The sequence below is a fragment of the Agromyces cerinus genome, assembly GCF_016907835.1.
GTDB classification, from domain to species: Bacteria; Actinomycetota; Actinomycetes; order Actinomycetales; family Microbacteriaceae; genus Agromyces; species Agromyces nitratus.
In genome coordinates, this window is sequence record NZ_JAFBCT010000001.1 from 3177662 (window position 1) to 3201194 (window position 23533).

Consider the following 23533-nt stretch of genomic DNA (forward strand, 5'->3'; position numbering starts at 1 on the left):
GCGTGGTCTCGATGCGACGCTGCTGCGCCTATGCGATCGGCGTCTTGGTGACCGTGAAGTTGAAGATACCCGTATCGAAGCGGTTGTAGCCCTCGTAGTCGATGAGTTCGTAGAGATCTGCCCGGTGCTGCATATCGTCGAGCTTGCCGACGAGCGAGCCCGTCGCCTCGATCTCGTCGAGGCCGCGCACCGCCGATCCCATCGCGAGGCGCAGCAGCGACACCGGCCAGATGACGAGGTTCATGCCCACATCGGCGAGCTGCTGCACGGTGAAGAGCTCGCTCTTGCCGAACTCGGTCATGTTCGCGAGCAGGGGCACGTCGACGGCGGCTCGAACCGCCTCGAACTCGGCGAGCGAGCGCATCGCCTCGGGGAAGATCGCATCGGCACCGGCGTCGACGAGCGCCTTCGCCCGGTCGACGGCGGCGGAGAGCCCGTCGACCGCGGCGATGTCGGTACGCGCCATGACGAGGAAGTTCGGGTCGCGGCGGGCATCGACGGCCGCGCGGATGCGCTGCAGCGCCGTCGACTCGTCGACGACCTGCTTGCCGTCGAGGTGGCCGCACCGCTTCGGGTTCACCTGGTCCTCGATGTGGAGGCCGGCGAGCCCGGCGTCCTCCATCTCCTGCACCGTGCGGGCGACGTTCATCGGCTCGCCGAACCCGGTGTCGGCATCGATGATCGCCGGCAGCTCGGTCATGCGGGCGATCTGCCTGCCACGGCCCGCGACCTCGGTGAGCGTCGTGAGCCCGATGTCGGGCAGGCCGAGGTCCGCCGAGAGCACCGCGCCCGAGATGTAGACGCCCTCGAAGCCCTTCTGCTCGATGAGCCGAGCCGAGAGCGGGTTGAAGGCACCGGGGAACCGCATGATCTCGCCGGTCGCGAGCCGCTCGCGGAAGAGCCGGCGCTTCTCGGCCGGCGGGGTCGTGGAGTACAGCATCAGAACAGCCCCTCGGGGATCTCGACGCCGACGAGTGCACCCGGCGCCACGGTGAAGGTGAGGCCGCCGAGCTCGTCGGGGCCGAGCTCGGGCAGCCGCTGCGCGACGTCGAGGAAGCGCTCGATCTCTTCGGGCGTGAGCGCCCACTCGGCGAGCGTGCGGAACTTCTGCACGTACTGCTCGCGCGCGAACGGCCGGGCGCCGAGCGGGTGGGCGTCGGCCACGGCGATCTCGTCGACGATCTCGCCGCCGTCGGCGAGCTTGATGACGACGCGGCCGCCGAACGCCTTCTCGGCGATGTCGTTCGAGTGGTAGCGGCGCGTCCACTCCTCGTCTTCGACGGTCGTGACCTTCTTCCACAGCTCGACGGTGTCGGGGCGGTGCGCGCGCTCGGGCGAGTACGACTCGGCGTGATCCCACGAGCCGTCCTGCAGGGCGACGGTGAAGATGTACGGGATCGAGTGGTCGAGCGTCTCGCGCGAAGCATCCGGGTCGTACTTCTGCGGGTCGTTCGCACCCGAACCGATCACGTAGTGCGTGTGGTGCGAGGTGTGCAGGGTGATCGACTCGATGCGCGACGGGTCGTCGAGGATCAGCGGGTACTCGTCGTGGAGCTTGCGGGCGAGGTCGATCCAGGCCTGCGCCTGGTACTCGGCCGAGTGCTCCTTCGTGTACGAGTCGAGGATGGCGCGCTTGGCCTCCCCCACCTCGGGCAGCGGCACCTCGTAGGAGGCATCCGGCCCGTCGAGGAGCCACGCGATGACGCCGTCTTCACCCTCGTAGATCGGCACGGGGCTCGTCTGGCCGCGCATGGCGCGGTCGACCGCCTCGACGGCCATCTTGCCGGCGAAGGCCGGGGCGTGCGCCTTCCACGTCGAGATCTCGCCCTTGCGAGACTGCCGCGTCGCGGTCGTCGTGTGCAGCGCCTGGCCGATGGCCTGGAAGATCGTCTCCTGGTCGAGGCCGAGCAGGGTGCCGATGCCGGCTGCGGCCGACGGGCCGAGGTGGGCGACGTGGTCGATCTTGTGCTTGTGGAGCGAGATCGCCTTCACGAGGTCGATCTGGATCTCGTAGCCCGTGGCGATGCCGCGCACGACGTCGCGACCCGTGAGGCCGCGATTCGCGGCGAGGTGCTGGGCGACCGCGACGATCGGCGGGATGTTGTCGCCTGGGTGCGAGTACTCCGCCGCGAGGAAGGTGTCGTGGAAGTCGAGTTCGCGCACAGCCACCCCGTTGGCCCACGCCGCCCACTCGGGCGAGGTGCGGCGAGCGGCATCCGCACCGAAGACCGTTGCGCCGTCGCCGCCGATCGAGACGGGGTGGGCGAGCGCCTGGCTGCGCGCCGAGACGACGGGACCGCGGGCGATCGAGGCGGCCGCGACGGCCGCGTTGTCGATCACGCGGTTCACCACCATGTCGACGACGTCGTCGTCGAGCTCGACCGGGTCGGTCGCGACGCTCGCGAGCTTCCAGGCGAGCTGGCCCTCGCGGGCGAGGTTCTCGTCGCTGCGGTGCGTGCGAAGGTGGTGGAGGTGCATGTTGACGGCCCTTTCAGAACTGTTCCAACGGTCAGGCTACGCGGTGCCCGTCAGGCTGACGAGACTCGATGGATGCGAGTGCGTGACGAAGACTCATGTGCAGGTGCACGTGGCTGGCGTGAGCGGCGAGCGACGCGTCGCCGGCGATGATCGCCTCGACGATCAGGAGGTGCTCGGATGCCGCGGCGCGGAGCCGCTCGGGATTGTGACGAGCAAGTCGCCGCACCCGGGCGGAGTGCAGGCGCGCGCTGCGGAGCGCCGCGACGAGCATCGGGTTCGCGGTCGCCGCGTCGATCTCCTCGTCGAGCGCGTCGACGGTGTCGTAGTAGGTGCGCAGGCCCTCGTCGCCGCTGTCGACCAGCTCGGGCGCTGCCGCGAGTCGGTCATGGAGCTCGGTGAACCGGGCCGGGTCGCGCCGGGTCGCCGCGAGCCGGGCCGCCTGCTCCTCGAGTGCCTCGCGCAGTTCGTAGAGCGCGATGATGCTCGCGGGCGAGAGCTCGCTGACCTGCAGCACCCGTGCAGAGGCCGCGGTCGCGAGACCATCGGCCTCGAGTCGGGCGAGGGCTTCGCGCACCGGGGTGCGGGAGACGCCGAGCCGGTTCGCCTGTTCGACCTCGGCGAGCGCGGTGCCGGGTGCGAGCACGCCGTCGAGGATCTCCTCGCGGAGCTCCCGATACGCGCGTTCGCTGGCCCTCATGTGCAACCCTCCCCACTTATGTATACGCTGCGGTGGAGGATCGCGCAAACTGTCACTCAGCTCACGCTTGATGTATACAAAGGCTACGCGGGCGGCCAGACCGGTTCGAAGCGCGCCTCGTCGAGCACCCGCGCTGCGAGGCCGGGATCGACCTCGGCGAGCGTCGACGGGTTCCAGCGCGGGTTGCGGTCCTTGTCGATGACCTGGGCGCGGATGCCCTCGCGCAGGTCGTGCTGCTCGATGAACCACGAGACGAGACGGAACTCCTGCTCGAGAGCCTCTTCGAGGCTCCGCAACGTGCGCGCACGGCGCACCGCTTCGAGCGTCACGGTGAGCGCCGTCGGAGAGAGGGTCTCGAGCTCGTCGGCGGCGGCGGCCGCGTAGGCGGTCGCGCCGGGGTCGAGCGGATGGTGCGGGAACCCGCTCGACGAGCCGTCCGACCGCCCCTCGGAGAAGGCGCGCAGACGCTCGATGACCTCGGCGACGGTCGGCGCCGAGTAGCAGGCGTCGACCCAGTCGCGGGCGAGTGCGAGCGCCGACGGGCCGGGTGTCTCGTCGAAGAGCATGACGATCTCGGCGGGGCTGCCGGGGTCGGCGCGCTCGGCGAGCGCCTGGATGACGTGCGGCAGCCGCTCGGAGGGCACGAACGAGTCGGCGAAGCCCGCGTGCATCGCGTCCGCAGCGTCCATCGTGCGGGAGTTGAGGGCGAGGTGCACGCCGAGTTCACCCGGCGCCTTCGCGAGCAGCCAGCTTCCGCCGACATCCGGGGTGAATCCGATGCGGGTCTCGGGCATCGCGATGCGCGAGCGCTCGGTGACGATGCGGATCGAGGCGTGGCCGGCGAGGCCGATGCCGCCGCCCATGGTGATGCCGTCCATGATCGCGACGACGGGCTTCGGGTAGCGCGCGATCATCGCGTCGAGCCGGTACTCCTCACGGAAGAACTGCCGGGCCTCCGCGTGGTCGTCGTTCGTGGCGTACGTGTAGAGCTCGCGGATGTCGCCGCCCGCGCAGAAGCCGCGCTCCCCCGCGCCGTCGAGCACGACGACCCCGACTTCGGAGTCGTTCCGCCAGAGCTCGAAGATCGCGCTGAGCTCGACGATCATCTCGTAGCTCAGGGCGTTCAGCGCCTGCGGACGGTCGAGCGTGACGTGGCCGACACCGTCGGCGACGCTCGCAGAGATGTGGTCGCTCACGAGTGCCACCGTAGCCGCATCCCGCTGTGCGTGCGGGGAGCGTGCGGGGAGCATGCGGGGATGGTCCCCATGGAGGTCCATCCCGCTGCGCGTGCGGGGAGCATGCGGGGATGGTCCCCATGGAGGTCCATCCCGCTGCGCGTGCGGGTAGCATGCGGGGATGGTCCCCATGGAGAACCTCTGGGCGTTCGTCGTCGCATCGGTCGTGCTCATCGTGATCCCCGGCCCGAGCGTGCTGTTCGTGATCGGGCGCTCGCTCGCGCTCGGGCGGCTCGGCGGCCTGCTCAGCGTGGTCGGCAACGCACTCGGCATGGTGCCGCTCGTCGCCGCCGTCGCGCTCGGCGTCGGCGCGATCGTCGCCCAGTCGGTCGTGCTCTTCACGATCATCAAGTTCGCGGGCGCGGCCTACCTCGTCTACCTCGGGGTGCAGGCCATCAGGCACCGAGCGGATGCCGCGGCATCCGTCGACGGCAAGGCCGCGCCGCGCTCGCACTGGCGACAGCTCGGCGAGGGGTTCATCGTCGGCGTCACGAATCCCAAGACCATCGCGTTCTTCGTGGCCGTGCTGCCGCAGTTCGTGTCGTTCTCGGCGGGGTCGATCCCGCTGCAGCTGTTCGAGCTCGGCCTCGTGTTCATCGTGCTCGCGCTGCTCTGCGACTCGGTGTGGGCACTCGCTGCGAGCGCCGCACGCGGATGGTTCGCCCGTTCCCCCAAGCGGCTCGAGCACCTCTCGGCGACGGGCGGCGTCATGATGATCGGCCTCGGCGGGGTGCTCGCGCTCAGCGGCAACAAGCACTGAGCACGTCGACGACGCGGCCGCCCTAGGACGCAGGCGGTCGCACCTCGACACCCGCAGCCCTGAGGTCATCGCGAAGGCCGTCGACGCCGTCGAACAGGTGGGTGCGCATCGAGAGCCGGTCAGCGCCGACGAGTTTCGAGGCGGAGTCGTCGGTGAAGAACACCTCGGCGGCCGTCACCCCGAGAGCATCGAGCACATGCTCGAACGCGCGGACATCGGGCTTCACGAAGCCGATCTCGGCCGAGTTGAAGATCGCATCGAACCGGCCGGCGATGCCCATCGCCGCGATCTCCGCCGGGATGGTGTCGGTGCCGTTCGTGAGCACGGCTGTTCTGAGCCCCAGGGCGCGGACCTCGTCGGACAGGTCGAGCAGCGCCTCGTCGACGGCGGCGGGTTGCACGCCCCACTCCTCGGCCGCCGACGCGCTCCCGGCCGATTCGCTGACCTGTCGCACCCACTCGGCTCGGGTGATCCGGCCGGTCGTGACCTCCTCGATCAGCGGTTTCGCGAAGGCGATGCCTTCGATCGTGCCGGCAGCCAGCCCATGACGGCGTTCGATGTCGGCCAGGTGGCTCGGGTCGAAATGCCGGATGACGCCGTCGAGGTCGAAGAGCACAACGTGGATCATTCGACGATCCTCTCGCAGATGCGGGGAAGCAGAGTGGGCCGCGAGGGCGCCGTACCGAGCTCGCCCCCACGAGATCTCGATACGGCCGCCTCGCGGCCCACTCCGAGCGGCGGGGCCGAAGCCCCGCCGTGCGTGCCTACTCGGCCGCCGGTCGGGTCGCGCCGGGCGCCGCGACCGGGGCCGCGGCACCTGGCGTCGCCGCGTCGACGTCCGCATCGGCACCGGCCGCTTCGTCGTCGTAGCGGCCGGCGAGGCGGTCGTTCCAGATCTTCAGCACCGAGGCCGGGGTCTTCGGCGTCAGCAGGCTGACCACGATGTAGACCAGCAGGCTGGCGCCGAGGCCGAAGTAGATCGGCTCGTTCGCGAGCACGTTGCCCATGATCGCCATCGTGCCGAGGGTGACGACCGTTCCCACGCCCATCGACCAGAGGGCGCCGGCGCCGGTGGCGCGCTTCCAGACGAATCCGCCGAGGATCGCCACGAGCAACCCGCCGACGAGGATGTCGTAGGCGACGGTGAGCGCCGCGACCACGTCGTTCAGCAGGGCTGCCACGATGATCACGGCGATGCCGAGCACCATCACGTACAGGCGGTTCGAGCGCACGTCGTGCTCGGGGTTCGCGTTGGCCGCGGCATCCGCTGCACTGCGACCGAAGAGTCGCTTGACGAGCGGCATGACGTCGGCGCGGGCCACCGTCGCGGTCGCGATCAGTGCGCCCGAAGCGGTCGACATCATCGCGGCGACGGCCGCCGCGAGCACGATGCCGCTGAGACCCACGGGCAGGATCTGCTGCGTGATCGCGGCGTACACGTCGTCGCTCGCCTCGATGCCCGGCAGGAACGCCGCGGCCGACATGCCGATGACGGCACCGGCGACGCCGTAGAGCAGGCAGTAGACGGCCGCAGCCGTGCCGCCCCACTTGGCGACCTTCGGCGAGCGCGCGGTGAACACGCGCTGCCAGATGTCCTGGCCGATGAGCATGCCGAAGGTGTAGATCACGAAGAAGGTGATGATCGTGTCGACGCCGATCGCGCCCAGGTCGAACGCGGCTGCGCCGAGGCGGTCGACGATGCCCTCGTACCCGCCCGCGTTCGCCCACGCGAACGGCAGCAGCAGGAAGAAGACGCCGATCGTCTTCAGCACGAACTGCACCATGTCGGTGAGCGTGATCGACCACATGCCGCCGATCGAGGAGTACAGCATGACGATGCCGCCGCCGATGATGACCGAGATCGTGCGGTCGGTGCCGAAGAGCACGTTGAAGATCGTCGCGTAGGCGATGGTCGACGTCACCGAGAGCATGAGCGTGTACGCCATCATCACGATGCCCGAGGAGCTCGTGGCGTTCATGCCGTAGCGGAGCTTCAGCATCTGGGCGACGGTGTACACCTTCAGCTTCTGGATGCGCGAGGCGAACAGGATGCTGAGGAGGAAGAGGCCCACGGCGATCGAGACGACGAGCCACATGCCCGAGATGCCGTACTTGTAGCCGAGGCCCACGCCGCCGACGGTGGACGCACCGCCGAGCACGACCGCGGCCATGGTGCCGGTGTAGAGGCCGGGGCCGAGGCGGCGGCCGGCGACGAGGAAGTCGGCCGAGTTCTTGGTGCGGCTCTTGCCCCACCAGCCGAAGAGCAGCATCGCTCCCAGGTAGATGATGATGATCGCGATATCCATCGTTGGATCCTTTGCGTCAGGGTTCGGTCGGGTATTGGGTCGGGTGGATCAGTCGGATGCCGCGGGCGGGCGCCGCGCCATCCGGGTGTGCATCAGTACAGGTGCGTCGCCGCGAACATGCGCAGCAGTGCGGGCACGACCACGACGGCCGGGCCGGGCTCGTCGAAGGTGCGGGCGATGGTCGCGCCCACGTCTTCGAGGGTCGACTCGTGGGCCGTCACGCCGAACGAGCGTGCGAGGGCTGCGAAGTCGGGGCGGGCGAGTTCGGTGGCGGTGGCCTGTCCGAACTCCTCCGTCATGTACTCGCGGAGGATGCCGTAACCTCCGTCGTCGATGATGAGCCAGGTCACGTCGGCGTCGTGCTGGCGGGCGGTGGCGAGCTCGGCGATGGAGTACATCGCCCCGCCGTCGCCCGAGACCGCGAGCGTGCGACGACCCGAGCCGATCGACGCCGCGAGCGCCGCGGGGAACGCGAAGCCGAGGCCGCCCGACCCCTGCGCGGAGTGGAACTCGCCCTGCTTCGGGTCCCATGCCGACCACGCCCAGTAGCCGGCGATCGTCATGTCCCAGAAGGTGTGGGCGTCGGCGGGCACCGCTGCCCGCACGTCGGCCATGAGCGAGAGCTCGGGGCCGAGGTCCTGTGCGGCGAGTCGCGCCTCGACGTCGGCACGGAGCCTGGCGGCGATGTCGGCGCCGCGCGCCGGGGCATCCGCGGGCCTGGCCGGCAACCGATCGGCGATGGCCGACAGGGCGAGCGCGGCATCGGCGTGGATGCCGAGGCCGGGGTAGTTGGACTCGAGCACGCGCGGCTCGGCGTCGACCTGGATGAGCCGGCCGCGCGGCGCGAACGTGAAGTAGTTGCTCGTGACCTCGCCGATCGAGGTGCCGACGGCGAGCAGCACGTCGGCCTCCTCGAGGAGTTCGGTCGTGTGCCGGTCCTCGATCCAGGATGCCGCGGAGAGCGGGTGGTCGAAGGCGATGGCGCCCTTGCCGCCGACGGTCGAGACGACCGGGGCGTCGAGCGCCTCGGCGAGACGGCGCAGCGCCGCGCGACCGCCCTCCGAGCGGCGCACGCCGCCGCCCGCGAGGATCACGGGCAGGCGCGCCCCGGCGAGGAGCGCGGCCGCCTCGTCGATGAGTTCGGCCCGCGGCATCCGCTCGGCGATCGAGGTGACCGCCGAGCGGACGGGCGGCACATGCGTCGCCTCGAGCAGCACGTCCTCGGGGATCTCGACCCAGGTGGGACCGGCCGGAGCCGCCTGGGCGAGCGCCCACGCATCGGCGAGCGCCGATGGGATGTGCGCGGCCTCGCGGATGACGGCCGTGCTCTTCGTCACGTTCTGCGCGCTGCGCTGCTGGTCGTCGAGCTGGTGCAGCAGGCCCTTGCGGGTGCCGCCGAGTCCGCGGCGCGGCACCTGGCTCGTGATCACGAGCAGCGGCACGCCCGTGGCGTACGCCTCCTGCAGCGCGCCGAGCGCGGTGAGCGCACCCGGGCCCGTGGAGAGGAACAGCACGCCGACCTCGCCGGTGGCGCGCGCGTACCCGTCGGCGCCGAACGCCGAGTTGTTCTCGACGCGCGAGCTCACGAACTCGAGGTCGCTGCGCCGGATCGCGTCGAACAGGCCGAGCGCGTGCTGGCCCGGGATGCCGAAGACGTGCGAGACGCCGAGTGCTTCGAGGGTCTCGACGACGACGTCGCCGCCATTGCGCACGTGCTCAGGCATGAGCGGATGCCTCGTGGCGGAGGGCGAGGAGCGAGACGAGGTCGTAGCCGAGGTGCGATGCCGCGACGCCCGTGATCTCGGCGTGGTCGTAGGGCGGGGAGACCTCGACGACGTCGGCGCCGATGAGGTTCAGCCCGACGAAGCCCCGCAGGATCTCGAGCAGCTCGCGACTCGTGATGCCGCCGGCCTCGGGGGTGCCCGTGCCGGGTGCGTGGGCCGGGTCCATCACGTCGACGTCGATGGAGATGTAGAGGGGGCGGTCGCCGATGCGGTCGCGGAGCTTCGCGACGACCTCGTCGACGCCCTGGCGGTAGACGTCGGCGCTCGTGACGATGCCGAAGCCGAAGCGCCGGTCGTCTTCGAGGTCCTTCTTGCCGTAGAGCGGGCCGCGGGTGCCGACGTGGCTGAGCGCCTCGGTGTCGATGATGCCCTCTTCGAAGGCCCGGCGGAACGGCGTGCCGTGCGTGTACTCGGCGCCGAAGTAGGTGTCCCACGTGTCGAGGTGGGCGTCGAAGTGGAGGAGTGCGACCGGGCCGTGACGCTCGGCCGCGGCGCGGAGCAGCGGGAGCGCGATCGTGTGGTCGCCGCCGAGGGTCACGAGGCGGGTGCCGCCCTCGGTGAGCTCGAGCGCGGCGGCCTGGATCGAGTCGATCGCCTCGCCGATGTTGAAGGGGTTCACCGCGATGTCGCCGGCGTCGGCGACCTGGGCGACCTCGAAGGGCGAGACGTCGAGCGCCGGGTTGTACGGACGCAGCAGGCGCGAGGCCTCGCGGATGTGCGTCGGCCCGAACCGCGCCCCCGAGCGGTAGGAGACGCCGCTGTCGAACGGAACGCCCGCCACGACGATGTCCGCGTGCTCGACCTGGTCGAGCCGGGGCAGGCGCGCGAACCCCGCGGGGCCGGCGTAGCGCGGCGTCTTGGAGCTGTCGACGGGACCGATCGGCTGCGTCATCTCGCAACCTCCTTGTTGCTTCTCGGGAATCTTTTGTTTCTTCCTAGGCATCTAGGACTGGATGACAAGATAGCGCCGTCGCGTGGGCGCGTCAAGCGGATCATGAACGGGTCGGTCGAGTAGCGACGAAGGAGCGTATCGAGACCCATCGCGAGATCTCGATACGCTCGCTGGCGCTCGCTACTCGATCAACAGTGCGGGTCAGGCGCTCCAGAGCGCGGGCGCGAGCACCCAGATGACCTCGGCGCCGGCGTCGCCGACGGCCCGCCAGCTGTGCGGTTCGTGGCCGTTGAAGGTCAGGCTGTCACCGGGGCCGAGCTCCCAGTCCTGGTCGGAGAACCGCACCTGCATCGTGCCCGACAGCACGTGCAGCACGTCGACCTCGGCCGCGACCGCGTAGAGCTCGTCGCCGCCGTGCCCGCCGGGCTGGATCACCGACCGGATCACCTGCACCTTGGACTCGCCGCGCGCCGAGAGCAGCCGCTCTTCGGTGTCGACGCCGCCGAGGTTGACGCGGGGGCCGGTGCCCGCCGGCACGAACTGCACGTCGGGCGCCTCGAACAGCGAGCCGACCGAGATCGACAGCACATCGCAGAGGGTGATGAGCGACGAGACGCTCGGCGAGGTCATGTCGCGCTCGACGCGCGAGAGGAACCCCTTCGTGAGGCCCGTGACGCGGGCGACCTCGTCGATGGTGAGCTGCTGCGCCTGCCTGGCCGCGCGCAGGCGGGAGCCGATCGCGACACGGCGACTGTTGGGCTCGAGCGGCATCGGGCGCATGATGCTCACACGCTACCCGATGGGGTTCAGGTCACCCCGACGGGTCGGACTCAGGCAGACCGGTCGAGGTAGTGGGCGACGCCGTCGAGCAGGCGCGCGAGGCCGAAGTCGAAGTTGTCGAACGACGGGTCGACGAGCGCGCCGGCGTCGAGCGTCGCGTGGAGCTCGGGGAACCGATCCTCGGCGACCAGACGGCCGAGCAGTCGCGCCTCGGAGAGCACGACGCCCGAGAGCTGCTCCCCCGCCTCGTCGGCGCGGTCGGCGTAGCCGCGCTCGACGAGCGCACGGAACCTGGCGTGGCCGCTGACCTGCAGCACGACGGCGACCCGCTCCTGCCGCGACAACGCGGTGCCTGCGAGCGCGGTGAGCCCGGCTTCGAGCCACGCGAGGTTGTTGGGCGTACTCGCGACGCCCGTGATCGCGATGTCCAGCATCCACGGGTGGCGTCGGTAGACCGCGCCGGATGCCTCGGCGTACGACTCGAGCCCGGCCCGCCACCCCTCGGCCTCGGCGATCGACCCGGGCGGGAGACCCATGCCCTGCTCCTGGAGGAGGAGCAGGAGCGTCTCCTTCGAGGCCACGTACCGGTAGAGCGACATCGCGGTGAGACCGAGCGCCTTGGCCACGGCGGGCATCGTCACGGCATCGATGCCGTCGGCATCGGCGAGCACGACGGCGGCATCGAGCACCTGGGCGAGACTGAACTCCCGCTTCGGCCCTCGCTGCGGCGGCGGCACCGCACCCCAGGCCAGCGCGATCCCCCTCGGCAGTTCCGGGACCACCGTGTCGTCGGCCACTGCCGCCCCTTCCGTTCGATCCAGCCAGCCTATGCGGGAGGTCGGCGCGCACCACGCGCCGACCCGGCCCGCGACCACGATCAGACGGCGGACCAGCCGCCGTCCGAGGCGAGGATCACGCCGTTGATGTTGGCGGCCTCGTCGCTCGCGAGCCAGGCCACCGTGCCGGCGATCTGCTCGGCCGAGGCGGGAGCCGACATCGTCGCCTGCAGCACCGGGCCCGTGCGGGCCGCGCCGTACTCGGATCTCCACGACACGTCGAGCCCGGTCACGACCGCTCCCGGCGCCACCGCGTTCGTGCGGATGCCCTGTGGTCCGTACATGAACGCAGTGCTCTTCGTCAGGCCGGCGACGGCGTGCTTCGACGCCGTGTAGGCGGCGCCGCCCACCGACCCGCGGAAGGAGGCCTCCGAGGCGATGTTGACGATCGCACCTGCCCCCCGCTCGCGCATGAGCGGAACCACGGCGCGTGTCGTGCGGAGCACGGCGGTGACGTTGATGTCGAACACCCGCTGCCAGGTGGCGTCGTCGACCTCGTCGGCGGGGAGGACGCCGTCCATGATGCCGGCGATGTTGGCGAGCACGTCGACCCTGCCGGCCGCGGCGTCGATGAGCTCGCGCACCGTCTCCTCCCGGGTCACGTCACCGACCACGGTGCGCACGTCGAACTCGCCCAGCTCCTCCGCGAGCTCCTGCAGCCGGTCTGCCGCGATGTCCGAGGCGATCACCGTGGCCCCCTCTGCGGCGAGGATGCGGGTGGCGGCTCGGCCGATGCCCGAGCCGGCGCCCGTGATGATGGCGGTGCGACCGCCGAAGCGGCGGGCAGCGATTTCGGTCATCGAGTGCTCCTTCGTGTGGATTGCTTTACTAGTACTGACATAAACAGTATATGAAAGTACGAGTTAAGCAAGCACCCTCACACGCGACCCCGAGCAAGCGCCCGTATGATCTCTGGGTGGCCCTCGCCAAGATCCTCCTCTACTACGTGTTCACTCCGCTCGCCGACCCCGACGCCGTGCGGCTGTGGCAGCGCGACCTCGCCGAGTCGCTCGGACTGCGCGGGCGCATCCTGATCTCGGAGCACGGCCTGAACGGCACGCTCGGCGGCGAGATGAAGGCGCTGAAGCGCTACGTGCGGAAGACCCGCGAGTACCCCGCGTTCAAGCACATCGACTTCAAGTGGAGCGAGGGCGCCGGCCTCGACGAGCAGGGTGCGAGCGTCGACTTCCCGAAGCTCAGCGTGAAGGTGCGGGACGAGATCGTCTCGTTCGGCGCACCCGGCGAGTTGAGCGTCGACGAGCAGGGCGTCGTCGGCGGTGGCACGAAGCTGAGCCCCGACGCACTGCACGAGCTCATGGCCGAGCGCGGCGACGAGGTCGTCTTCTTCGACGGCCGCAACTCGCTCGAGGCGGCGATCGGCCGCTTCGTCGGCGCCGTCGTGCCCGACGTCGAGACGACCCGCGACTTCGTGGAGGAGCTCGACTCCGGAAAGTACGACGAACTGAAAGGCCGCCCCGTCGTCACCTACTGCACCGGCGGCATCCGCTGCGAGGTGCTCTCCAGCCTCATGACGAGCCGCGGATTCGGCGAGGTCTACCAGCTCGAGGGCGGCATCGTGCGCTACGGTGAGCGGTTCGGCGACGACGGCCTCTGGCAGGGCTCGCTCTACGTGTTCGACCAGCGCGGCTCGATCGACTTCAGCGACCATGCCGCCGTCATCGGCACGTGCGCGCGCTGCGGCACCGCGACGAACCGCACCGCCAACTGCACGGATGCCTCGTGCGACGCCGAGTTCGTGCTGTGCGAGTCGTGCGACGCCGCGACGTGCGAGCTGCACGCGACCTCGTCGCTCGACTAGCGGCGGACCCGCCGGTCGAGTAGCGACGAAGGAGCGTATCGGGACGCGTCGAGTGGCCCCGATGCGTTCGACACGTCGACCGGCACGGGGCGGTGGTCTCGATACGCTGAGCTACTCGACCCGCGCGGGCCCTGCCGGCGGTTCGGCGCCGGCGATGACGGCGACCGCGCGGGCGAGGTCGTCGCCGCTCGGCAGACGATCGGGGGCGAGCAGCCACAGGATGCCGAGGCTCTGCACGAGCGCGAAGTCGAGCTTCGCGACCGCGTCGACCTGCTCGTCGGAGAGCTCGGGGCGCGCGGCGCGGAGTTGCTCGGCGATGCCCAGGTAGCCCTCCCCCGCCGCCTCGGCGAGGTGGCGAGCGGCCTCGGGGTCGCGCAGCACCCGCACGGTGTTGTCGAGGCTCGCGAGCAGCGGCTCGCGGTTCGCTGCGAACACCTCGGGCATGCGGTTCCAGAGTTCGGCGAAGCCGTCGAGCATCGGCATCGCCGCAGTCTCGCCGACGACGGCCTCCATGCTGTCGCCGATGCCGTCGCCGAGCGAGGCCATGAGCGCCTCGGTGATGAGCTGCTCCTTCGAGCCGAAGTGATAGCCGATCGCGGCAAGGCTCACGCCCGCTTCGGTCGCGATGTCACGTGCGGTCGCCTTCGCGACCCCGCGCTCCACGATCACCCGGCGCGCCCCCGCCAGCAGGTCTTCACGATTGCCCATGCGTCGATCGTACGCGAACGATTCAGACATTCGTACTAGACATTCGTCTCAATCATTGTTAGACATACGTATGAGACAAACGTCTGAATCGAGGAGAGGCACGGCGATGACCACGAACACCAACCCGCACATCCTGATCTCCGGCGGCGGCATCGCCGGGCACGCGCTCGCCCTGCAGCTCGTACGCAGCGGCATCCGCACCACCGTCGTCGAGCGCGCCGACACTCCCCGCCCGGGCGGCCAGGCCGTCGACCTCCGCGGAGCCAGCCGCGAGGTCGCCGAGCGCATGGGCCTCATGCCCGGCATCCGGGCGCGGCTGCTGCATGAACTGGGGCTCTCCTACGTCGACGGCGCGGGCCGCGTGTTCGGCCGCATGTCGATGGAGGACTTCGACGGCAAGGGGGCGGTCGCCGAGATCGAGATCGCCCGCGGCGACCTCGACGAGGTGCTGCGCGACCGACTCGCGGCGGTGAGCGCGGCCGCGCCCGGCCTGCTCGACCTCCGCTACGGCGACCGCATCACCGCGATCACGCAGGATGCCGACGGCGTCGACGTCGCCTTCGAGCACGCCCCCGACGAGCGGTTCGACCTCGTCGTAGGCGCCGACGGCGTGCACTCGGCGACCCGCCGCCTCGCGTTCGGGCCCGAGGAGGAGGTCTCGACGTACCTCGGCGGCTACATGGCGTTCTTCACGATGCCGACGCCGGCCGATGTGGAGCCGGGCTGGTTCTCGATGCGGTTCGTGCCGGGTGCGACCTTCGGCATCCGCCCCGACTTCGACCCGTCGACCTCCAAGGCGATCATCACGCTTCGCGTCGACCGCGACCCCGCACTGCGCGGCGACCGGGCCGCGCAGAAGGCGCTGGTCCGCCGGTCGCTCGAGGGCGCCGGATGGCACGCCTCCACGGTGCTCGACGCCATGCCCGCGGCATCCGACTTCTACTTCGACGAGCTGGCGCGCATCGACGTCGCCGAGCCCGCGAACGGCCGGGTCGTGCTCGTCGGCGACGCCGCGGCGTGCGGCTCGCCGATGTCGGGCATGGGCACCGCGACCGCGCTCATCGGCGCCTACCTGCTCGCCGCCCGTATCGCCGAGACACCCGGCGACCCGGTCGCCGCTGCACGGCAGTACGCGAGCGACCTCGCGCCATTCGCCGAAGCCGGCAAGCACCTCATGGGCGGCGGCATCGAGCGCATGGTGCCCGCGAACCGCTTCGAGGCGCTGATGTCGCGCGCGATGACGGGCCTCATGCTCTCGAAGCCCGTCCGCCCCATCGTGAAGCGGATGTTCGCCGCGAACCAGGCCGAGCTGCCCCTCCCCGTGACCGCGCCCGCCCCGGTGCACGCTACGCCGGTCGAGTAGCGACGAAGGAGCGTATCGAGACCCCGACGAATGGTCTCGATACGCTCCGTTACTCGACCGACGACCAACTGATGCGTCAGGCCGGGCGGAAGCCCGTGGTCTCGGGCGGCGGCGCGTGCCGGATCATGAGGTGGCGCGTGACCGAGTAGTCGAGCATCGGCTCGATCGACATGTCCTTGCCGAAGCCCGAGCCCTTCACGCCGCCGTGCGGCGCCTCCGACGCGATCGGCAGGTGGTCGTTGACCCACGTGACGCCGACGTCGAGCGACTGGCTGACGCGCAGGGCGCGTGAGACATCCGAGGTCCACACCGACGAGGCGAGCCCGTAGGCGCTGTCGTTCGCGAGCGCGATGCCCTCGGCCTCGCCGTCGAACGGGAGCACGACGAGCACGGGCCCGAACACCTCTCCCTGCACGATCTCGGAGGACTGCGCGGCGCCGACCAGCAGCGTCGGTGCGAAGTACGAGCCGACGCGGTCGATCGCGTGGCCGCCGGCGAGCGCCTCGGCGCCCTCGGCGACGGCACGGGAGACGAAGCCCGAGACGCGTTCGAGGTGGGTCTTCGAGATGAGCGGGCCGATGTGGGTGTCGGCGTCCATCGGGTCGCCGGCGACGATGCCCGAGATGGCCGCGCGGAGTGCCGCGACGCCGTCGTCGTACACCGAGCGCTCGAGGTAGACGCGGGTCGCCGCGGTGCAGTCCTGGCCGGTGTTGTACGTCGCGCCGAGGGCGACGGCGTGCGCCATGGCGCCGAGGTCGGCGTCCTTGAAGACGATCACGGGCGCCTTGCCTCCGAGCTCGAGGTGCACGCGCTTGACGCCCTCGACGGCGCCGCGCATGACGGCCTTGCCGGTCTGGGTCGAGCCGGTGACGCTCACCATGTCGACCTCGCGGTGGGTGACGAGCGCCTGGCCGACTTCGGCGTCGCCGGTGACGACGCTGAAGATGCCGGCGGGCAGGCCGGCCTGCACCGCGAGCTCGGCGAAGCGCAGGGTCGTGCGCGGCGTGGCCGGCGCGGGCTTGACGATGACGGCGTTGCCCGCGGCGAGCGCGGGGCCGGCCTTCCAGATCGCCATGATGAGCGGGAAGTTCCAGGGCGTGATGCCGGCGACGACGCCCACCGGGCGGCGCGTCATGATCGAGGTGTACCCGTTCGAGAGCGTGCCGGCGCCCGTGCCGTCGAGCGAGCGGGCGGCACCCGCGAAGAAGCGCAGGTTGTCGATGCCGAACGGCAGCTCGCCGTCGAAGGCGGTCGTCCACGGCTTGCCGGAGTCCTCGACCTCGAGCTTCGCGAGGTGCTCGGCGTCGGCCTCGAGCGCGTCGGCGAGGCGGAGCAGCGCGAGCGAGCGCTCCCCCGGGGTCTTCGCGGCCCACTCGGGCTGCGCGGCGCGTGCGGCGGCCGCGGCCTCGTCGACGTCGGCGACGCCCGAGGCGGTGAACGCCGCGACCTCCTGCTCGGTCGCGGGGTTCGTGATGACGGTGTCGCCGCCCGATCCGCTGCGGTACTCGCCGATGAAGGTGCCGGTGGTCATGGTGTTCCTTTCGGGCCGCGACGGATGCCGCGTGCCGGTGCTGCTCAGGAGTTGAAGCCGAGTCCGAAGCGGTCGAGGGTGCGGAGCCAGAGGTTGCGCCGACCCTCGTGCGCGTCGGCGGAGAGGATCGAGTGCCGGGTGAACTGGATGATCGGATTGCGGAACGGCTCGGGCGGGATCGGGAACGGCCGGCGCCGCACGATGTCGTAGCGCAGCCGCGACGTCGGCTCGCCCGAGAGCAGGTCGAGCGCGACATCCGCCGAGAACCGCGACGCGCCGACGCCGAGGCCGGTGTGCCCGACCGCGTAGGCGACCCGGCCGCCGCGGGCGGTGCCGTAGGCGGCCGTGAACCGGGTGGTCGAGTCGATCGGGCCCGCCCAGCGGTGCGTGAACCGCAGTCCGCCGAGCTGCGGGAAGGTCTCGAAGAAGTGCCGGGCGAGCAGCTCGTGCGAGCTGTCGCGCTGCTCGAGGCTCGCGTCGACCTTGCCGCCGTAGTAGTAGACGGCGTCCCATCCGCCGAAGAGGATGCGGCCGTCGGCGGTGGGCCGGTAGTAGTGGAACTGGTTGCCCGCATCGGTGAGCCCCTGCCCCTCGCCCCAGCCGATCGACGCCTGCTGCGCCTCGGTGAGCGGCTCGGTCATGAGCACGTGGTCGTAGAGCGGCATGATGTACGAGCCGAGGCGCTTGAGCGGCGCCGGGTAGGCGGCGGTCGCGATGACCGCGTGGCGGGCGTCGACGTGGCCGAGCGCGGTGCGCACGCGCACGCCGGCGCCGTTCGTCTCGATTCCGGTCGCGGCGGATGCCTCGAAGATGCGCACGCCGCGACGCCGGAGGTCGGCGGCCATCCCCCACGCGAGTCGCGCCGGGTCGACGAGCACGGTTCCCGTGCGGTCGCGGAGGCCACCGAGGTAGCTCGGCGAATGCACGTCGGCCTGCACCTCATCGCGCGACTGCAGCTCGAGGTGCACCCCGTGCCGGGCGCCGAGCTCCTGCGCCTCGCGGAGGCCGGCGAGCTGCCACTCCTCGACGGCGAGGGTGGTCTTGCCCGAGCGGCGCAGGTCGCAGTCGATTCCCGCAGCCTCGATCGTCGCGATGAGCTCGGCGAGGTTGCGATCGCCCTCCTCGGCGAGCGCGGCGACCTGGTCGGGCCAGATCGCGGTGCCGTGTGTGAGGCCGTGAGTCAGCGAGCTCGCGACGAAGCCGCCGTTGCGCCCGGTGGCGCCGTGGGCGACGCGGTCGGCCTCGAGCACGACGACGGATGCCCCGGGGTCGCGCTCGAGCGCGCGCCACGCCGTCCACAGCCCGGTGAAGCCTCCGCCGATGACGACGAGGTCGGCCTCGACCCGCTCACTGAGCGGCGCGCCGAGCGCAGGCGCATCGGCCCGGTCCATCCAGTACGGCTTCGGGGCGGCGCCGACGAGGGCGGCTGCCGCGGCATCCGCCACCTGCTGCGACGCGTTCACACGCGCTCGGAGACTGCGACGCGCTCGATCACGTCGGCGGCGCTCGCGAGACCGCTGCGCAAGCGGATGTCGGCGCCGACGGCGGCCGTGCGCTCGCGGAGCTCCGCGTCGCCGAGCAGGGTCTGCACGGCGCTCGCGAGCTCTTCGGGCGTGAAGCGGTACGGGTCGACGCGCAGGCCGAAGCCCTTCTCGTGCACGCGCTGGGCGTTGTCGTACTGGTCCCAGAAGAGGGGCAGCACGATCATCGGCTTGCCGAAGTGCAGCGCCTCGGTGGTCGTGTTGTTGCCACCGTGCGTGATCACGAGGTCGGCGAGCGGCAGGAGCTTCGTCTGCGGCAGGAACTCGGCCCCCCACATGTTGTCGGCGAGGTCGAACTCGTCGTGCAGCGGACCCTTCGAGACGATGACGTTGACCGGCTGGTCGGCGAGCGCGGCGATGACGCGGCGCATGAGGTCGACATCGGCCGAGCCGAGCGAGCCGAGGCTGAAGTACACGAGCGGCCGGGAGCCGTCGGTGAACGAGGCCGGGAGCTCGGGCACCTCGCTCTCGGTCTCGCGCACCGAGGAGTCGACACGGTGCCAACCCGCGGGCAGCGGACGCTCGGCGTCGTAGTCGAGGGCCTCGGGGTAGACGTACACGTTGGCGTCGCCGTGGCCGATGAACTCGAGGTCGGGCAGCGGCGCGGCGCCCTGCTCCTGCACCCAGGCGTCGTAGGCCTGCCAGAGGGCGCGGTGCGTGCGGTCGTACTCGGCGCGGAACTCGGCCCAGCCCTCGCGGTCGTCGGCGGCGAGACCCGAGAAGGCGGGCGCGATTCCGTCGCCCGGCACCTCGAGCGGGTTGCACGAGACGATGCGCACGAACGGCCGGCCGGCCGTCTCGAGGGCCGGGAAGCTCAGCACGTTGTCTTCGATGATGACGTCGGGCTGCACCCGCTCGATGATCGCCTTCAACTGGGGCTCGCAGTACTTGGCCCCGTCGACGAGCGCCTCCCAGATCGGCAGCACCACGGTCTCGAGTTGCTCGGAGGTGGTCTTCTGGAACTCGGGCGAGATCTCCTTGATGTAGTCCTTCCAGAACTGCCCGGCGTCCTGCTCCACGACCTCTTCCGGTGCGGGGGCGAGGTCGACGAGGTCCTCCTCGAAGCCGAGGGCGGTGAGCTTGCCCTCCCATGACCGCTCGGCGGCGAACACGACCCGGTGACCGCGGCGGAGCAGTTCGTCGCCGATGCCGATGCAGTTGTTCGTGGGCCCGTAGGCGCTCTCGGGCATGAACAGGAACGTGCGGCGCTCTTCAGTCATCGGTGACTCCATTCGACAATTCCTTGCAGGTGGATAGAGAGAATTCTTCCGGGCTGAACCCATATGTTTTCAAGTCAGTTCGGCCTAATATTGACCATCGATGCAGACAATCTGTCTGATCTGGAAGGAGCACGATGGCCAGGCCGAAGCGCCAGGAGGAACGGCGCAGCCAATTGGTGGCTGCGGCGCAGCGCGCCATCGCAGCGCACGGGCCCGACGGGGCGCGGCTCAACCGCGTCGCCGAGGAGGCGGGCCTCACCTCTGGCGCCGTGCTCTACTACTACCCCGACATCGACGAGCTCATGTTCGAGGCGAACCGCGCCGGCATGGAGCGGTTCTACGAGGAGCGCGTGCGCATGCTCGAGGCCCTCGACGACGACCCCGTGCTGCGCCTCACGGCGCTCGTCGACTCGGGACTGCCGCGCGGCTCCGACGACACCGAGGTGCGACTGCTCTGCGAGCTCGGCGGCTCGGCCGGCCGCAACCCGCTCATGGCGTCGCTGCTCACCACGCTCTACGACCGGCAGGTCGGCATGTACCAGGTCGTACTCGAGCAGGGCGCGGCCCGAGGCCATTTCGCCCTCGCGCAGCCCTCGCTCGTGATCGCCCGCAACCTGGTCGCGCTCGAAGACGCCTACGGCTACCGCATCATCGCCAAGCACCCGACGCTCGACCACGCCGCGGCGCGCGAGCTGCTGCTCGCGTACGCACGACTCGCGACGGGTCACGCGCTCACGTCCTGAGGCGCCGGCGCCTCGGGCGCGGCGGGCGGCACCTGCGCGGCGTCGGATGCCTCGGCGTCCGAGCCGGCCTCGCGGGCGACCGCCGTCGCGCGCCCGAACCGCACACCGACGCGTGCGCCGCGCTCGAGCCGGGTCGCCCCGTGCACCGTCGCGAGGAGCGGTTCGGCGTGCCCGGGCACCTCGACCGAGATGGTCGTGGCCCCGCCGAGGAAGTAGGTGTCGACGACCGTTCCGGACAGGCCGGTCGCGGCATCCGTCGTCAGCTCGACGTCTTCGGGGCGCACGACCGCCGTCGCCGGCGCACCGGCCACCAGCGCGTGCGAGGCGACGACGGCGCCGAAGCCGTCGACCGCGACGCCGTCGGCGGTGGCCGTGCCGTCGAGCAGGTTCGCCGTGCCGATGAACGACGCGACGAAGCGCGAGGCGGGGTGCGCGTAGAGCTCCTGCGGCGAGGCGAGCTGCTCGAGGCGCCCGTCGCGAAGCACGGCGATGCGGTCGGCCATCGACATGGCCTCCTCCTGGTCGTGCGTGACGACGACGAACGTGAGGCCGACCTCGTGCTGCAGGCGCTTCAGCTCGAGCTGCATCGAGGCGCGCACCTGGCGGTCGAGCGCCGAGAGCGGTTCGTCGAGCAGCAGCAGCTTCGGCCGCTTCACGATCGCCCGGGCGAGCGCGACGCGCTGGCGCTGGCCGCCCGAGAGCTGCGTGGGCCGGCGCTTGGCGAGCGGGCCGAGCCCGACGACGTCCATCACGTCGGCGACGCGCGAGCGCACTTCGGCCGCGCCGACGCCATCGGCCTCGAGGCCGTAGGCGACGTTCTTCTCCACGCTCATGTGCGGGAAGAGCGCGTAGCTCTGGAACATCATGTTGACGGGCCGCTTGTGGGCGGGCAGGCGCAGCAGGTCTTCGCCGTCGACCTCGATGCGACCCTCGGCCGGCGTCTCGAATCCGGCGATCGAGCGCAGCAGGGTGGTCTTGCCGCAGCCCGACGGGCCGAGCAGCGCGAAGAACTCGTTGTGGGCGATGTCGAGCGAGACGCCGTGCAGTGCGACGGTGTCGCCGTACACGGCGCGAACGCCGTCGACGCGGAGCAGGGGGGCGGAGCTCATCGTGTGCTTCCTGTCAGTCGGGTCAGTCGTTGCGCCGCGATCACCGTCACGACGCTCACGAGGAGGAGGATGGTGGCGAGGGCGTTGACCTCGGGGGTCACGCCGAACCGCACCATCGAGTAGATGACGATCGGCAGGGTGGGCTGCGTGGGCGCGGTCGTGAAGAACGCGATCACGAACTCGTCGATCGAGAGGGTGAAGGCGAGCAGCGCGCCAGCGACGATGCCGGGCGCGAGCTGCGGCAGGGTCACCCGCATGAAGGTGCGCAGGGCCCCGGCGCCGAGGTCGCGCGATGCCTCTTCGAGGCTCGGGTCCAGGTTCGCCATGCGGGCGAGCACGATGGCCGTCACGAACGCCGTCGCGAAGACGCCGTGCGCGAGGATCACCGAGTGCAGCCCGAGGGTGATGCTCGCGAGCGAGAACAACGTGAGCAGTCCGATGCCGAGCAGCAGGTCGGGCAGGATCGCCGGGGCGATCGCGAACGCGCGGATGAGCCCGCCCCGCGTGTAGTGCTGGATGCCGTAGGCGAGCAGCGTGCCGAGCACGGTCGCGATCGCGGTGGCGCCCGTCGCGACGATGAGCGTGTTGCCGAGGCCCTGCATGATCTTCTCGTCGGCGAAGAGCTCGGGGTACCAGCGCAGCGAGAAGCCCTTCCAGACGAAGAGGTTCTCGGAGGCGTTGAAGCTCATGATCACGACGATGAGGATCGGCAGGTACAGGAACACGTACCCGAGCCAGAGCGGCACGAGGATGCCGCGGGGCTTTCGCACCGCGCGAGGGCGGGCCGTCGGCTCGAGCTCTCGCATCGCCGTGGTCGTCGGCGCAGTCGTGTCAACCACGGCGCGGTCCTTCCGTGAGGCGGCGGGACACCGCGGTCTGCACGACGATGACGATGACGAGCAGAATCGTGAGGAGGAGCGCCAGCGTCGCGCCGAACGGCCAGTCGCGGGCCTCGAAGAACTGGTCGCGCACGAGGTTGCCGACCATGATCGTCTTGCCGCCGCCGATGAGCTCGGGGATCACGAAGTTCGACATCGCGGGCACGAAGACGAAGATGCAGCCGGTGAGCGCGCCCGGGATCGAGAGCGGCAGGGTGACCGTGCGGAACGCGCGCCAGGGCGTGGCGCCGAGGTTCGTGGCCGCCTCGCGGAGCGAGGGGTCGAGCTGCTGCAGCGAGGCGTAGAGCGGCAGCACCATGAGCGGCAGGTACATGTACAGGAGCCCGACGACGATCGCCTGCGGGGTGTACAGCATGCTGATCGGGGCATCCGTGATGCCGAGCCCCTGCAGCCACTGGTTGACCCAGCCGGCGTTGTTCAGCAGCAGGATCCAGGCGTAGGTGCGGATCAGGAAGTTCGTCCAGAACGGGAGCACCACCGCGATGAGCGCGACCGTGCGCCACTTCGGCGAGAGTCCCGCGATCGCGTACGCCATGGGGTAGCCGATGAGGAGCGCGAGCAGCGTCACGATGCCGGCGAGCACGATCGACTGCAGGATGACGCCGACGTAGAGCGGTTCGAGGAGCTTCGCCCAGTTGTCGAAGGTGAACTCGAACACGATGCCGCCGAAGCGCCCGCGCTTGAAGAAGGTGTAGAACGCGAGGAGGCCGACGGGCAGCGCCATGAACAGGATCAGGTAGATCATGCCCGGCGCGAGGAACGGAACGGGGGCGAGCCCCCGCCGCACCGTGCGTGCGGCGGGGGCTGCCGGGTGGTTCGTCGAGGTCACGGC

General features: G+C 70.6%; 22 protein-coding genes. 4 read left to right on the forward strand and 18 right to left on the reverse strand.

Going from position 1 to position 23533, the window contains the following annotated elements:
- Positions 1–28: 28 nt before the first annotated feature.
- The 4 genes from prpB to JOE59_RS14805 all read right to left on the reverse strand — a co-directional run bounded on the left by prpB (position 29) and on the right by JOE59_RS14805 (position 4371).
- A complete protein-coding gene (prpB, locus tag JOE59_RS14790; RefSeq protein ID WP_204461633.1) occupies positions 29–940 on the reverse strand; it encodes a methylisocitrate lyase in 912 nt (303 codons plus the stop codon).
- A complete protein-coding gene (locus tag JOE59_RS14795) occupies positions 940–2478 on the reverse strand; it encodes an MmgE/PrpD family protein (RefSeq protein WP_204461634.1) in 1539 nt (512 codons plus the stop codon). Before JOE59_RS14795 ends, prpB begins: the two co-directional genes overlap by 1 nt.
- A gap of 31 nt (positions 2479–2509) precedes the next feature.
- Positions 2510–3175: a GntR family transcriptional regulator gene (locus tag JOE59_RS14800; RefSeq protein WP_204461635.1), complete on the reverse strand. Its 666-nt coding sequence runs from the start codon at positions 3173–3175 to the stop codon at positions 2510–2512.
- An 83-nt stretch (positions 3176–3258) separates the two neighbouring features.
- A complete protein-coding gene (locus tag JOE59_RS14805) occupies positions 3259–4371 on the reverse strand; it encodes an enoyl-CoA hydratase/isomerase family protein (RefSeq protein WP_307837087.1) in 1113 nt (370 codons plus the stop codon).
- A gap of 160 nt (positions 4372–4531) precedes the next feature.
- Here JOE59_RS14805 and JOE59_RS14810 point away from each other — a divergent pair, with 160 nt between their 5' ends.
- Entirely contained in the window at positions 4532–5170 is a 639-nt protein-coding gene (locus JOE59_RS14810) for a LysE family translocator (protein ID WP_204461637.1), read from the forward strand.
- 22 nt (positions 5171–5192) lie between these two features.
- On the opposite strand, the gene JOE59_RS14815 is transcribed toward JOE59_RS14810, so the two are convergent.
- The 7 genes from JOE59_RS14815 to JOE59_RS14845 all read right to left on the reverse strand — a co-directional run bounded on the left by JOE59_RS14815 (position 5193) and on the right by JOE59_RS14845 (position 12568).
- A complete protein-coding gene (locus JOE59_RS14815) occupies positions 5193–5798 on the reverse strand; it encodes an HAD-IA family hydrolase (protein ID WP_204461638.1) in 606 nt (201 codons plus the stop codon).
- Positions 5799–5934: 136 nt separating this feature from the next.
- Positions 5935–7476: a sodium:solute symporter family protein gene (locus JOE59_RS14820; protein ID WP_204461640.1), complete on the reverse strand. Its 1542-nt coding sequence runs from the start codon at positions 7474–7476 to the stop codon at positions 5935–5937.
- A gap of 92 nt (positions 7477–7568) precedes the next feature.
- Positions 7569–9200 carry a thiamine pyrophosphate-binding protein gene (locus JOE59_RS14825; protein WP_204461641.1) on the reverse strand — a complete coding sequence of 544 codons (1632 nt, stop codon included), beginning with the start codon at positions 9198–9200 and terminating at the stop codon, positions 7569–7571.
- Positions 9193–10152, reverse strand: a complete 960-nt coding sequence (speB, locus tag JOE59_RS14830) for an agmatinase (protein WP_204461645.1) — start codon at positions 10150–10152, stop codon at positions 9193–9195. Before speB ends, JOE59_RS14825 begins: the two co-directional genes overlap by 8 nt.
- A gap of 201 nt (positions 10153–10353) precedes the next feature.
- On the reverse strand, positions 10354–10932 hold the full coding sequence (locus JOE59_RS14835) for a helix-turn-helix domain-containing protein (RefSeq protein WP_204463421.1): 579 nt from the start codon (positions 10930–10932) through the stop codon (positions 10354–10356).
- 50 nt (positions 10933–10982) lie between these two features.
- Positions 10983–11729 carry a TetR/AcrR family transcriptional regulator gene (locus tag JOE59_RS14840; protein ID WP_204461652.1) on the reverse strand — a complete coding sequence of 249 codons (747 nt, stop codon included), beginning with the start codon at positions 11727–11729 and terminating at the stop codon, positions 10983–10985.
- Positions 11730–11809: 80 nt separating this feature from the next.
- A complete protein-coding gene (locus JOE59_RS14845; RefSeq protein WP_204461666.1) occupies positions 11810–12568 on the reverse strand; it encodes an SDR family NAD(P)-dependent oxidoreductase in 759 nt (252 codons plus the stop codon).
- Positions 12569–12684: 116 nt separating this feature from the next.
- On the opposite strand from JOE59_RS14845, the gene trhO reads away from it, so the two are divergent.
- A complete protein-coding gene (trhO, locus tag JOE59_RS14850) occupies positions 12685–13587 on the forward strand; it encodes an oxygen-dependent tRNA uridine(34) hydroxylase TrhO (protein ID WP_204461669.1) in 903 nt (300 codons plus the stop codon).
- A gap of 111 nt (positions 13588–13698) precedes the next feature.
- Here trhO and JOE59_RS14855 read toward each other — a convergent pair whose 3' ends face one another.
- Positions 13699–14295: a TetR/AcrR family transcriptional regulator gene (locus JOE59_RS14855; RefSeq protein WP_204461671.1), complete on the reverse strand. Its 597-nt coding sequence runs from the start codon at positions 14293–14295 to the stop codon at positions 13699–13701.
- 106 nt (positions 14296–14401) lie between these two features.
- Here JOE59_RS14855 and JOE59_RS14860 point away from each other — a divergent pair, with 106 nt between their 5' ends.
- Entirely contained in the window at positions 14402–15658 is a 1257-nt protein-coding gene (locus JOE59_RS14860) for an FAD-dependent monooxygenase (RefSeq protein ID WP_204461680.1), read from the forward strand.
- A gap of 76 nt (positions 15659–15734) precedes the next feature.
- On the opposite strand, the gene JOE59_RS14865 is transcribed toward JOE59_RS14860, so the two are convergent.
- From JOE59_RS14865 to JOE59_RS14875, 3 genes are read right to left on the reverse strand one after another with little or no spacing between them, the layout of a single operon-like run.
- A complete protein-coding gene (locus tag JOE59_RS14865) occupies positions 15735–17189 on the reverse strand; it encodes an aminobutyraldehyde dehydrogenase (protein WP_204461682.1) in 1455 nt (484 codons plus the stop codon).
- A 44-nt stretch (positions 17190–17233) separates the two neighbouring features.
- Positions 17234–18652, reverse strand: a complete 1419-nt coding sequence (locus JOE59_RS14870) for an NAD(P)/FAD-dependent oxidoreductase (RefSeq protein ID WP_307837088.1) — start codon at positions 18650–18652, stop codon at positions 17234–17236.
- Positions 18649–19950 carry a glycosyltransferase gene (locus JOE59_RS14875; RefSeq protein ID WP_239560286.1) on the reverse strand — a complete coding sequence of 434 codons (1302 nt, stop codon included), beginning with the start codon at positions 19948–19950 and terminating at the stop codon, positions 18649–18651. The genes JOE59_RS14870 and JOE59_RS14875 overlap by 4 nt, the downstream gene beginning before the upstream one ends.
- A 134-nt stretch (positions 19951–20084) precedes the next feature.
- Here JOE59_RS14875 and JOE59_RS14880 point away from each other — a divergent pair, with 134 nt between their 5' ends.
- The gene (locus JOE59_RS14880; protein ID WP_204461687.1) at positions 20085–20693 is read left to right on the forward strand and encodes a TetR/AcrR family transcriptional regulator; all 609 of its coding nucleotides are present in this window, start codon (positions 20085–20087) and stop codon (positions 20691–20693) included.
- On the opposite strand, the gene JOE59_RS14885 is transcribed toward JOE59_RS14880, so the two are convergent.
- From JOE59_RS14885 to JOE59_RS14895, 3 genes are read right to left on the reverse strand one after another with little or no spacing between them, the layout of a single operon-like run.
- Positions 20675–21802, reverse strand: coding sequence for an ABC transporter ATP-binding protein (locus JOE59_RS14885; protein ID WP_204461689.1), 1128 nt, complete (start codon positions 21800–21802; stop codon positions 20675–20677). The genes JOE59_RS14880 and JOE59_RS14885 overlap by 19 nt on opposite strands.
- Positions 21799–22641, reverse strand: a complete 843-nt coding sequence (locus tag JOE59_RS14890) for an ABC transporter permease (RefSeq protein WP_204461691.1) — start codon at positions 22639–22641, stop codon at positions 21799–21801. Before JOE59_RS14890 ends, JOE59_RS14885 begins: the two co-directional genes overlap by 4 nt.
- Positions 22634–23530, reverse strand: coding sequence for an ABC transporter permease (locus tag JOE59_RS14895; RefSeq protein ID WP_204461693.1), 897 nt, complete (start codon positions 23528–23530; stop codon positions 22634–22636). Before JOE59_RS14895 ends, JOE59_RS14890 begins: the two co-directional genes overlap by 8 nt.
- Between the last annotated feature and the right edge of the window lie 3 nt (positions 23531–23533).